General features: G+C 73.2%; 11 protein-coding genes. 5 read left to right on the forward strand and 6 right to left on the reverse strand.

From position 1 onward, the window contains the following. Nucleotides 1–226 precede the first annotated feature (226 nt). On the reverse strand, nucleotides 227–1,183 hold the full coding sequence (locus ABT106_RS04505; RefSeq protein ID WP_351272184.1) for a DeoR/GlpR family DNA-binding transcription regulator: 957 nt from the start codon (nucleotides 1,181–1,183) through the stop codon (nucleotides 227–229). Between the two features lie 175 nt (nucleotides 1,184–1,358). Continuing rightward, the gene (locus ABT106_RS04510) at nucleotides 1,359–2,798 is read right to left on the reverse strand and encodes an NAD(P)H-quinone dehydrogenase (protein ID WP_351272187.1); all 1,440 of its coding nucleotides are present in this window, start codon (nucleotides 2,796–2,798) and stop codon (nucleotides 1,359–1,361) included. A 173-nt stretch (nucleotides 2,799–2,971) separates the two neighbouring features. Here ABT106_RS04510 and ABT106_RS04515 point away from each other — a divergent pair, with 173 nt between their 5' ends. The 3 genes from ABT106_RS04515 (at nucleotide 2,972) to ABT106_RS04525 (ending at nucleotide 6,102) form a co-directional block, all read left to right on the forward strand. Continuing rightward, nucleotides 2,972–3,409, forward strand: coding sequence for a gamma-glutamylcyclotransferase family protein (locus ABT106_RS04515; protein WP_267841370.1), 438 nt, complete (start codon nucleotides 2,972–2,974; stop codon nucleotides 3,407–3,409). Nucleotides 3,410–3,564: 155 nt separating this feature from the next. Beyond that, the gene (locus ABT106_RS04520) at nucleotides 3,565–4,371 is read left to right on the forward strand and encodes a purine-nucleoside phosphorylase (protein ID WP_351272190.1); all 807 of its coding nucleotides are present in this window, start codon (nucleotides 3,565–3,567) and stop codon (nucleotides 4,369–4,371) included. A gap of 75 nt (nucleotides 4,372–4,446) precedes the next feature. Further along, on the forward strand, nucleotides 4,447–6,102 hold the full coding sequence (locus ABT106_RS04525) for a phospho-sugar mutase (RefSeq protein WP_351272193.1): 1,656 nt from the start codon (nucleotides 4,447–4,449) through the stop codon (nucleotides 6,100–6,102). 154 nt (nucleotides 6,103–6,256) lie between these two features. On the opposite strand, the gene ABT106_RS04530 is transcribed toward ABT106_RS04525, so the two are convergent. Genes ABT106_RS04530 through afsQ1 form a run of 3 tightly spaced genes read right to left on the reverse strand, consistent with a single transcriptional unit; the run spans nucleotide 6,257 to nucleotide 9,073 of the window. Further along, nucleotides 6,257–6,928, reverse strand: coding sequence for a hypothetical protein (locus ABT106_RS04530; protein WP_351272196.1), 672 nt, complete (start codon nucleotides 6,926–6,928; stop codon nucleotides 6,257–6,259). Continuing rightward, nucleotides 6,915–8,399, reverse strand: coding sequence for an ATP-binding protein (locus tag ABT106_RS04535; protein ID WP_351272198.1), 1,485 nt, complete (start codon nucleotides 8,397–8,399; stop codon nucleotides 6,915–6,917). Before ABT106_RS04535 ends, ABT106_RS04530 begins: the two co-directional genes overlap by 14 nt. Further along, complete coding sequence (gene afsQ1, locus ABT106_RS04540; RefSeq protein ID WP_267723259.1) at nucleotides 8,396–9,073, reverse strand: two-component system response regulator AfsQ1; 678 nt, start codon at nucleotides 9,071–9,073, stop codon at nucleotides 8,396–8,398. The genes ABT106_RS04535 and afsQ1 overlap by 4 nt, the downstream gene beginning before the upstream one ends. A 177-nt stretch (nucleotides 9,074–9,250) precedes the next feature. Here afsQ1 and ABT106_RS04545 point away from each other — a divergent pair, with 177 nt between their 5' ends. Then, on the forward strand, nucleotides 9,251–9,958 hold the full coding sequence (locus ABT106_RS04545) for a SigE family RNA polymerase sigma factor (RefSeq protein WP_351272200.1): 708 nt from the start codon (nucleotides 9,251–9,253) through the stop codon (nucleotides 9,956–9,958). Between the two features lie 184 nt (nucleotides 9,959–10,142). Here the strand turns inward: ABT106_RS04545 and ABT106_RS04550 are convergent, their stop codons facing one another. Beyond that, nucleotides 10,143–10,853, reverse strand: a complete 711-nt coding sequence (locus ABT106_RS04550; RefSeq protein WP_351272375.1) for a uridine kinase family protein — start codon at nucleotides 10,851–10,853, stop codon at nucleotides 10,143–10,145. A 54-nt stretch (nucleotides 10,854–10,907) separates the two neighbouring features. On the opposite strand from ABT106_RS04550, the gene ABT106_RS04555 reads away from it, so the two are divergent. Then, nucleotides 10,908–11,258, forward strand: coding sequence for a hypothetical protein (locus tag ABT106_RS04555; protein ID WP_351272203.1), 351 nt, complete (start codon nucleotides 10,908–10,910; stop codon nucleotides 11,256–11,258). Nucleotides 11,259–11,284 lie beyond the last annotated feature (26 nt).

Here is an 11,284-nt window from a genome sequence, read left to right on the forward strand (position 1 = left end):
ACACCGCTCCGGCACCATCACCGGCCTCACCGCCGAAGTCGGCGCCTCCCTCACCTCCGGCGCCACCATCTGCGAAATCAAGGACTGACCTCGCCAGACGCCAGACGTCAGAGGTCAGACGCCATCGGCCCCCAGGACCCGTTCGGGTCCTGGGGGCCGATGTCATGTACGGAGAGCCGCCGCGGGACGCGACCGAGCCGTCACCGCCGTGCCGCCCCCGGCGGGGTCACCGCCGCCGCATGTCCGCCACCCTCGCGCGTTCGCGCTCCCGGTCGCCCGGGTCCGGGAGGGCCGACGCGCTGCGCAGTTGCGACGGCGGGGCGCCCCGGCGCTGGACGGGGAGGGGGGAGTCGCGGCGGGGCCGACGGCCCTGCATCGGGTCACCGGCGGTACCCGGGTGGGCCGATCCCGCCACCGTGATCTGTACGCCCTGGTCGGCGAGGGCCTGGAGCTCGGTCGCCGCGCGGTCGTCGTGCGGCGGCGGCTCGTCCGTGACGAGGCGGGTCATGACGTCGGTCGGCACCGTCTGGAACATGGTGTCCGTGCCGAGTTTGGTGTGATCGGCCAGGACGACCACCTCCGCCGCCGCCTGGACGAGGGCCCGGTCCACGCTCGCGCTGAGCATGTTGGACGTGGACAGCCCGCGTTCGGCGGTCAGGCCGCTCCCGCTCAGGAAGGCCCGGGAGACGCGCAGCCCCTGGAGGGACTGCTCGGCACCGCTGCCGACCAGCGCGTAGTTGGACCCGCGCAGGGTGCCGCCGGTCATGACGACCTCCACCCGGTTGGCATGGGCCAGGGCCTGGGCGACCAGGAGGGAGTTGGTCACCACGGTGAGACCGGGCACCCGGGCGAGCCGGCGGGCCAGCTCCTGGGTCGTGGTGCCCGCGCCGACGACGATGGCCTCGCCCTCTTCCACGAGGGAGGCCGCGACATCGGCGATGGCGGTCTTCTCCGCCGTCGCGAGATGGGACTTTTGCGGAAAGCCGGACTCCCGCGTGAAACCACCCGGCAAGACCGCACCGCCGTGCCGGCGGTCGAGGAGTCCTTCTGCCTCCAGCGCCCGCACGTCCCGCCGTACGGTCACTTCGGAGGTCTGGACGACGCGGGCGAGCTCCCGGAGCGATACCGCTCCGTTGGCCCGCACCATTTCGAGGATCAATTGGCGACGTTCTGCAGCGAACACGAAACTGACAGTAACCCCAACGACCGTCTGCTTTCAGCTCCTTGCGCCGGAATACCGAAGTTGTCCGTATGGCAGGGCGACTAGTGGTATACGCGGCCCGAGCCTTGGGTGAACGGACGGCCACACGGCGACCCACCGCCCCAACACCATGACGGCTTGGGGCGGTTGGGGCGGATCAGGCCTTGCCTTCGGCCTTGCGGGTGTGGAGCTGGCGGGCCACCTCGGCGATCGAACCGGACAGCGAGGGGTACACGGTGAACGCGTTTGCGATCTGCTCGACCGTCAGGTTGTTGTCGACCGCGATCGAGATCGGGTGGATGAGCTCGCTCGCCCGCGGGGAGACGACCACGCCGCCGACCACGATGCCCGTGCCCGGGCGGCAGAACATCTTCACGAAGCCGTCCCGGATGCCCTGCATCTTCGCGCGCGGGTTGCGCAGCAGCGGCAGCTTCACCACCCGCGCGTCGATCTTCCCGGAGTCCACGTCCGCCTGGGTGTAGCCCACGGTGGCGATCTCGGGGTCGGTGAACACGTTCGAGGAGACCGTCTTCAGGTCCAGCGGGGCGACCGCGTCGCCGAGGAAGTGGTACATCGCGATGCGGCCCTGCATGGCGGCGACCGAGGCGAGGGCGAAGACGCCGGTGACGTCACCGGCCGCGTACACGCCGGGGGACGAGGTGCGGGACACCTTGTCGGTCCAGATGTGCCCGGAGTCCTTGAGGCGGACGCCCGACTCCTCCAGGTTCATGTTCCGGGTGTTCGGGATCGCGCCGACCGCCATCAGGCAGTGCGTGCCGGTCAGCACCCGGCCGTCGGAGAGGGTGACCTCGACCCGGTCGCCGACCCGCTTCGCGGACTCCGCGCGCGAGCGCCCGACGACGTTCATGCCGCGGCGCCGGAAGACGTCCTCCAGTACGGCGGCGGCGTCCGGGTCCTCGCCCGGCAGCACCCGGTCGCGGGAGGAGACGAGCGTCACCCGGGAGCCGAGGGCCTGGTACGCGCCGGCGAACTCGGCGCCGGTCACGCCGGAGCCGACCACGATCAGTTCCTCGGGGAGCTCCTCCAGGTCGTAGACCTGGGTCCAGTTCAGGATGCGCTCGCCGTCGGGCATCGCGTCCGGGATCTCGCGGGGGTGTCCGCCGGTCGCGATCAGAACGGCGTCGGCGGTGAGGATCGTCTCCGAGCCGTCCGCGGCCGTGACGATGACGTCCCGGGTGCCGTCGATGCCCTGCGGGCCGCCGAGCTTGCCGCGGCCGCGCAGCACGCGGGCGCCCGCGCGGGTGACGGAGGCGGTGATGTCGTGCGACTGGGCGAGCGCGAGGCGCTTGACGCGCCGGTTCACCTTGCCGAGGTCGACGCCGACGACGCGCGCGGCCTGCTCGATGTGCGGGGTGTCGTCCGCGACGACGATGCCGAGCTCCTCGTACGACGAGTCGAAGGTCGTCATGACCTCGGCCGTCGCGATGAGCGTCTTCGAGGGAACGCAGTCGGTCAGGACCGACGCCCCGCCCAGACCGTCGCAGTCGACGACGGTCACCTCCGCGCCGAGCTGGGCCCCCACCAGGGCTGCCTCATACCCGCCGGGTCCGCCGCCGATGATCACGATCCGGGTCACGAAAAGTCCGCCTCACGTCTACCCGGTCGGCTGCCGCCCCGGCCGGTGTTCCGGGGGGTCTCCCCGGGGGATGCATTCCGTGCCCCATTGTCCCGCACGCATCAAGGTGCTTCGCGCCCGGTCCCTCCATCCGGGAACGCGGCCACCGCCGCCCCTCCCGTACCCTCGACCCCATGTCGCTCTACGCCGCGTACGCCGGCAACCTCGACCCGCGGCTGATGACGCGCCGCGCCCCCCATTCGCCGCTGCGCGGCACGGGCTGGATCAACGACTGGCGGCTGACGTTCGGCGGCGAGCAGATGGGCTGGGAGGGCGCACTCGCGACGATCGTGGAAGCCCCGCGCCACCAGATCTTCGTCGCCCTCTACGACATCGCGCCGCTCGACGAGGAGTCGATGGACCGCTGGGAGGGCGTCGGGCTCGACATCTACCGCCGGATGCGCGTACGGGTGCACACCCTCGACGGCGAGGAGGCGGCCTGGGTGTACGTCCTGAACGGTTACGAGGGCGGTCTGCCCTCCGCCCGCTACCTGGGCGAGCTGGCCGACGCCGCCGAGTCCGCGGGCGCCCCGCACGATTACGTGATGGAACTGCGCAAGCGCCCCTGCTGAGCCCCGCGGCCCGGCCCCGCGGCCCGGCGCCCGCCCCGTACCGGCCCCCGCACCGCGCGACCGGGACGATTCGGCGGAAACGACAAGGCAACGATCCGAACACCGTGAGCTGCGCCATCTACGCGCGTAGGGATTGAGCGGTTACGCTCGTCCGCGTGAACGCATCTGTTACCGACCCCTTCGCCGCCGCCGACGCCGCAGCCGCCCGTCTGCGCGAGCTGACCGGCGCCGAGACCCACGATGTCGCCCTCGTGATGGGCTCCGGCTGGGCCCCCGCCGCAGAGGCGCTCGGCGCGCCCGAGGCCGAGTTCCCGGTCACCGAGCTGCCCGGCTTCCCGCCCCCCGCCGTCGAGGGCCACGGCGGCAAGATCCGCTCGTACAAGATCGGCGACAAGCGCGCGCTGCTCTTCCTCGGCCGGACCCACTACTACGAGGGCCGCGGCGTCGCCGCCGTCGCCCACGGCGTGCGCACCGCGGTCGCCGCCGGCTGCAAGACCATCGTGCTGACCAACGGCTGCGGCGGTCTGCGCGAGGGCATGAAGCCCGGCCAGCCGGTCCTGATCAGCGACCACCTGAACCTCACGGCCACCTCGCCGATCGTCGGCGCGAACTTCGTGGACCTCACCGACCTCTACTCGCCGCGCCTGCGCGCGATGTGCAAGGAGATCGACGAGACCCTCGAAGAGGGCGTCTACGTGCAGTTCCCCGGCCCGCACTACGAGACCCCGGCCGAGATCAACATGATCCGCGTGATGGGCGCCGACCTCGTCGGCATGTCCACCGTGCTGGAGGCCATCGCCGCCCGCGAGGCCGGCGCCGAGGTACTGGGCATCTCCCTGGTCACCAACCTGGCGGCGGGCCTGTCGGGCGAGCCGCTCAACCACGAAGAGGTGCTCCAGGCCGGCCGCGACTCGGCCTCGCGCATGGGCACGCTGCTGACCCAGGTCCTCGCGCGCATCTGAGCGACCGCGCGAGAGGCCGCAGGGGCCGCAGAGGGCCGCAGGGGTCCCAGAGGTACGAGAGGTAAGGCGGAAGCAGTGCAGGAACAGGACGACCTGATCACCCGGGCGCGGGCCTGGCTGGCGGAGGACCCGGACCCCGAGACGGCGGCGGAGCTCGCCGCGCTCCTCGACGCGGGCGACACGGCCGATCTCGCGGACCGCTTCGCCGGCACGCTCCAGTTCGGCACCGCCGGACTGCGCGGCGAGCTGGGAGCGGGCCCGATGCGGATGAACCGCGCCGTGGTCATCCGGGCGGCGGCGGGCCTCGCCGCCTACCTGAAGGCCCAGGGCCACGCCGGCGGCCTGGTCGTCGTGGGCTACGACGCGCGCCACAAGTCGGCGGACTTCGCCCGCGACACCGCGGCGGTCATGACCGGCGCCGGGCTGCGCGCGGCCGTCCTGCCCCGCCCGCTGCCGACGCCCGTCCTGGCGTACGCCATACGGCACCTGGGCGCCGTCGCCGGCGTCGAGGTGACCGCGAGCCACAACCCGCCCCGGGACAACGGCTACAAGGTCTACCTGGGCGACGGCTCGCAGATCGTGTCCCCGGCGGACGTGGAGATCGCGGCGGAGATCGCCCGCGTGGACACCCTCGCCTCGGTCCCCCGCCCGGAGTCCGGCTGGCAGGACCTCGGCGACGAGGTCCTGGGTGCCTACCTGGCCCGTACGGACGCCGTGCTGACCCCCGGGTCCGCCCGCGGCGTACGGACCGTCTACACGGCCATGCACGGCGTCGGCAAGGACGTCGTCCTGGCGGCCTTCGCCCGCGCCGGGTTCCCGGAGCCGGTCCTGGTCGCCGAGCAGGCCGAGCCCGACCCGGCCTTCCCGACCGTGGCGTTCCCCAACCCGGAGGAGCCGGGTGCGATGGACCTGTCCTTCGCGACGGCCGCCCGGGTGAACCCCGACATCGTGATCGCCAACGACCCGGACGCCGACCGCTGCGCGGTGGCCGTCTCGGACGCCGCGTCGGCCACCGGCTGGCGGATGCTGCGCGGCGACGAGGTCGGCGCGCTGCTGGCGGCGCACCTGGTGCGCAAGGGCGCGCGGGGCGTCTTCGCCGAGTCGATCGTCTCGTCCAGCCTGCTGGGCCGGATCGCGGAGGCGGCGGGGGTCGGCTACGAGGAGACCCTGACGGGCTTCAAGTGGATCGCCCGCGTCGAGGGCCTGCGCTACGGCTACGAGGAGGCGCTCGGCTACTGCGTGGACCCCGAGGGCGTCCGCGACAAGGACGGCGTCACCGCCGCCCTGCTGGTGGCGGAGCTGGCCTCGGAGCTGAAGGAGCAGGGCCGCACCCTGACGGACCTGCTGGACGACCTGGCGCTGGCCCACGGCTTGCACGCCACCGACCAGCTGTCGGTCCGCGTCTCGGACCTGTCGGTGATCGCCTCGGCGATGGCCGCGCTGCGGGCGGAGCCCCCGGTGTCCCTCGCCGGTCTGCGGGTCGTCTCGGCGGAGGACCTGTCCGTCGGTTCGGCGGCGCTGCCGCCCACGGACGGCCTGCGCTACCACCTGGACGGCGACTACAAGGCCCGGGTGATCGTCCGCCCGTCCGGCACCGAGCCGAAGCTGAAGTGCTACCTGGAGGTGGTGGTCCCGGTCGCCGACGCCTCCGGCCTCGCCGCGGCCCGCACCCGTGGCCAGGAGATCCTGGACGCGGTCAAGAAGGACCTGTCGGCGGCGGCAGGAATCTGACCTTCTCGACGCGCCCGACATCCGACGGCCCCCGGCAGCCCCAGGCTCCGGGGGCCGTCGTCGCGCGTACCCCAGCCCCCGGGCCCGCCCCGTCGCGGGGGCGCGCCCGGGCTCGTACGGGCGGGCGCACCGTCCGCCCCGGCCCGCGGGCGGGTCAGGACGGGGTGGGTGACGGGCGTACGAGTTCGCCCAGCGTCGGCACCGACTCCGGTCGCGAGCGCACCGCGTCCGTGCACTCCCACGCCCGCGGCGGGTCCGCGTCCGGACCGCCCAGGACCACCGGCCCCGGGCCCGCCGAGACCGCCTCGTTGCCCGCCAGCGTGCAGACGATCTGCGACAGCGCCACCGGCGGCAGGTCCTCCGGCTTGCGGCTCAGGCGCACCGCGCCCGCCGGATCGCCCGGCCTCGGCGCGCCCGCCGTCAGCCCCGAGGGCACCCCGGTGCTGAAGCCCGCGTCCCGTTCCTGGGCCGAGGGCGACTTCTCCAGCGCCTCCAGCAGCGCCTGCGCGGCCAGTGCCACGGGATCCCGTACGACCCGCTTCTCGGGCACCGGGACGATCCGCTCCACCCCCACCAGCTGAGACCCGCAGACCAGTTCCACCGAGGCCCGGAAGCCCTGCACCCCGCCCTGCCCGGACGGCTGGTCCGGGGTGTCGCACGACACCCGCGACGGCGCCGGCCCCACGTCCACCGGCACGGTCGTCGCCCGGATGCCGCACCCGGACACCAGGCCCGCCAGGACCACCAGGCCCGCCAGCCCCTTCAGTCCCGCCACACCCCTCAGACCCAGCGGCGCCCGCGCCGCCGCCCTCCTACTCCTCGTCATCCTCGGTCACCTTCCCCACGTCCACGGGCAGCCGCAGCGTGAACAGCGCACCGCCCCCCGCCCCGTTGGCCGCGGTGATGTCGCCGCCGTGGATGTGCGCGTTCTCCATGGCGATCGACAGGCCGAGCCCGCTGCCGTCCGACTTCGGCCGCGACGCGCTCGCCTTGTAGAACCGGTCGAAGACGTGCGGCAGCACCTCCTCGGGAATGCCCGGCCCGTTGTCGCGCACCGCGATCACCAGCCACTCCCCCTCCACCGCCAGCGACACCCGCACCGGCGAGCCGCCGTGCTTGAGCGCGTTGCCGATCAGGTTGGCGAGGATCACGTCGAGGCGGCGCGGGTCGAGCCGCGCCACGATGCCCCGCTCGGCGTCGAGTTCGACCGCGTCGAGCCAGGCCCGCGCGTCGATGCAGGCGGTGACCTGGTCGGCGACGTTCACGTCGTCGAGCACCAGCCGGGCCGTCCCCGCGTCGAAGCGGGTGACCTCCATCAGGTTCTCCACCAGGTCGTTGAGGCGCCGCGTCTCGCTCACGACCAGCGCCACCGCCGGCGCGATCATCGGATCGAGGTGGTCGACCTCCTCCTCCAGCACCTCCGCCACCGCGGTCAGCGCCGTCAGCGGCGTGCGCAGCTCGTGCGACATGTCCGCGACGAAGCGCCGGCTGGACTCCTCGCGCGCGCTCATGTCGGCGACCTTCTTCTCCAGCGCCTCCGCCGTCTTGTTGAAGGTGTGCGACAGGTCCGCGAGTTCGTCCGTGCCCGACACGGCCAGCCGGTGGTCCAGCTCGCCCTCGCCCAGCCGCCGCGCCGCGTCGCCGAGGCGCTGCACGGGCTTGAGCACGGTCCGCGCCGCGGCCTGCGCGAGCAGCGCCGAGCAGAGCAGCGCCAGTCCGGTGGCGATCGTCAGCGACCAGCCCAGCGCGTTCAGGTCGTCGCGCTCCTGCGCGAGGGACTTGTACATGTAGCCGGTCGGCCCGCCGCCCACGATCCGCGTCCCGCCGACCAGGTACGGATTGCCCCGCGGCTTCGTCCGCTGCCAGTACACGTGGTACTCGGAGTCGTTCGCCGACGTCGTCTTCTGCCGGTCGTCGACCGCGTGCCGCAGCGACCTCGGTACGTCGTCCAGCCCGAAGGAGTCGGGCCCCGCCGCGCCGAACACCTCGCGGCCGTCCTCGCCCTCGTTCACCAGGAGCACGCTGTATCCGGGGCTGCTGCCCGCCATCAGCTCGGCGGTCCGCTGCATCTCCTCGGCGGTCGGGTCCGCGGGAAGCGCGGCGGCCCGGTTCTGCATCTCCTGCCGGAAGTCGCCGAGGGCGGCGTCCTGCGTACGGGTCAGGACCGCCTCACGGTTGAGCCAGTACGCGATCCCGGAGGCGGAGACCGCGGCGGTGAGCGCGACCAGCGCGAAGACCACGAGGAGCCGCAGCCGCAGGCTGGTCCAGCGCCGGCCCGCGAGCAGCGCCCGGATCACTGCGGCGAGTCCAGGCGGTACCCGACGCCGCGGACGGTACGGATCAGGGTGGGCGAGGACGGCACGTCCTCGACCTTGGCGCGCAGCCGCTGCACGCAGGCGTCGACGAGCCGCGAGTCGCCGAGGTAGTCGTGCTCCCAGACGAGGCGCAGCAACTGCTGGCGGGACAGGGCCTGGCCGGGGCGGCGGCTGAGTTCGAGGAGCAGCCGCAGTTCGGTCGGCGTGAGCTGGAGGTCCTCGCCGTTCTTCGTGACGGTCATGGCGGCGCGGTCGATGACCAGTGAGCCGAAGCTCGCCGAGTCGGTGGACTCGCGCTCGCCGCGGCGCAGCACGGCCCGGATGCGCGCGTCGAGGACCCGGCCCTGGACGGGCTTGACCACGTAGTCGTCGGCCCCGGACTCCAGTCCGACGACCACGTCGATGTCATCGCTGCGCGCGGTGAGCAGGATGATCGGCAGCTGGTCGGTGCGGCGGATGCGGCGGCACACCTCGAAGCCGTCGATCCCGGGCAGCATCACGTCCAGCACGATGAGATCGGGCCGCTGCTCGCGCAGCAGTTTCAGGCCGTCCTCTCCCGTCGCCGCGGTGGCCACTCGGTGGCCCTGGCGTGACAGGGAGAGTTCGAGGGCCGTGCGGATGGCGTCGTCGTCCTCGATCAGCAACAGGAAAGGCACGGGCTCATTCTGTCCCATCGGCCGTCGGGAGTTCGACCGTCGGGAGCGGGTGATCTCGACAGGGCCGCTGTGACAGGGCTGTGACAGTCGACGGACACCCCGGTTAAGTCGGCCCGGCAGGCTTCAGTCATCGAACGAAGCACGGACCGGAGCAGACTCCACGACGGGGGGCGCGAGATGAACACGCTGCACAGCATCAACACCAGCGCGATTGTCACGCGGCTGCACGATGTGAACCGCCGGGCGGGTGTCCGTACGGTCGCGGTCGCCCGCCCCCGGCAGTCGCACGTGGTGGCCATCGACGCGAACACGTACCAGCCGCCCACCGCCGTCCCGGCGCCGGCGGCGCGGCCGTCCGCCGCCGCGGAGGCCGAGTTCACGGCGTACGTCCAGGAGCGCCGGTCCGCCCTCTACGCGACGGCCTTCCACCTCACCGGTGACCGGCACGAGGCCGAGGACCTGCTGCAGAGCGCGCTGTTCTCCACGTACCGGGCCTGGGACCGCATCAGCGACAAGGCCGCCGTCGGCGGGTACCTGCGCCGCACGATGACGAACCTGCACATCAGCGCCTGGCGCCGGCGCAAGCTCAACGAGTACCCGACGGAGGAACTGCCGGAGACGGCGTCGGACACGGACGCGATGCGCGGCACGGAGCTGCGCGCGGTGCTGTGGCAGGCGCTGGCCCGGATCCCCGAGCCGCAGCGCACGATGCTGGTGCTGCGCTACTACGAGGGCCGCACCGACCCGGAGATCGCCGAGATCCTGGGCATCAGCGTCGGCACCGTGAAGTCGAGCATCTGGCGGTCGCTGCGGCGGCTGCGGGACGACGAGGCGCTGAGCTTCGGCAACGACGAGGCGGAGTCCTTCGAGGAGCTGGTGGCGTAACGCGCCGCCGTACAGACCATCGGGCCGGGGGCCCGTCCCGCGGGGGTGGGACGGGGAACGGGGGGAAGGGGCGGGAACGAGCGGCCGGGGGTCCGCTTGTTCCCGCCCTTTCGCATGCCCCGCCCTTTCGCATGCCCCGCCCTTTCGCATGCCCGGAGCCCGTGCGGGCGGGCGTTCCGCGCTCCTACACCGTTGCGGCCGGCGTGCGGTGGCGGCCCGCCGCCGCGGCGGCCAGCCGGCCCAGGGCCTCGTCCCGGGCGCAGGCGTGCGCGCCCAGGGCGGTGTGCCGGGCCACGATGCCCCGCTCGGCCCGCATCAGCCGCCAGCCCCGGCGCAGCAGGAACGGCACCGACTTGCGGCCCTCCCGCAGGTCGCGGGCGAGGCGCCGCCGGAACGTCGTCGAGGGGCGCCCCCGCAGGCACAGGGCGTCCGCCAGCAGGCCCAGTTCCTGGCAGCGGGTCGCGATGTCGGCGGCGAAGATGCCCTCCGCGATGAACAGCGGGGTCCGCGGGGAGCGGGCGATGTCCAGGGTCTCGGTGCCCGTGCGGGAGCTGGTCGCGATGTCGTAGACCGGGATCTCGGTGCGGCCCGTCGCGCAGAGCTCGGCGATGGCGGCGACCGCCGCGGCCGCGTCCCAGGAGCCCGGGGAGTCCCAGTCGATGTCGGAGCTGCCGGCGACCAGGGGGAGGGTGGGGTCGTCGCCCTCCTTGTAGAAGTCGTCGAGGCGCAGCACGGGCAGCCCCGAGCGGGCGGCGAGGGAGGATTTACCGGAGCCCGACGGACCGGTCAGCAGGACGACTCGGGTCGGCGAAGGAGAGGAGGAGCTCACGGGACACCAGTCTGAACCATTCCCCCGGGCAGGGGACCCTCCCGGTGGCCGGTTGGTATCGAGGATCACACCTCAACTACGCTGCGTGCGCACGCGACTACGACCTCAGGCGGGATTCCCATGGCACGTCACGCAGCCTCCTCCACCCCGAACCGGTTCCGCGCCGCGGGCCTGACCGTCTCCATGGCAGGCGCGGCGCTGGCCATGGCCGCCGGCGGCGCCCAGGCCGGTGAGCTGTCCGTACCGGCGGCGCTGGCCGGGGTCGCCGACCCGATCTCGAACCTCAAGGTGAACCCGCTCGCGCACACCGGCGTGGACCCGCTCGACAACGGCGTGGCCACGAAGGTCGCGGACTTCCCGTCCGTCGGCACCGGCATGGTCACCGGGATCCTGACCCAGGGACCGTCGGTCGGGGAGCTGCCGACCGCGGCCGTGACCTCGCTGCTCGGACCGGCGCTCCCGAGGACGTAGCGGTCCGCGGGCACGGGAAGGCCCCG

This window comes from Streptomyces sp. NPDC002044 (genome assembly GCF_040296725.1).
Taxonomy (GTDB): Bacteria; Actinomycetota; Actinomycetes; order Streptomycetales; family Streptomycetaceae; genus Streptomyces; species Streptomyces antarcticus.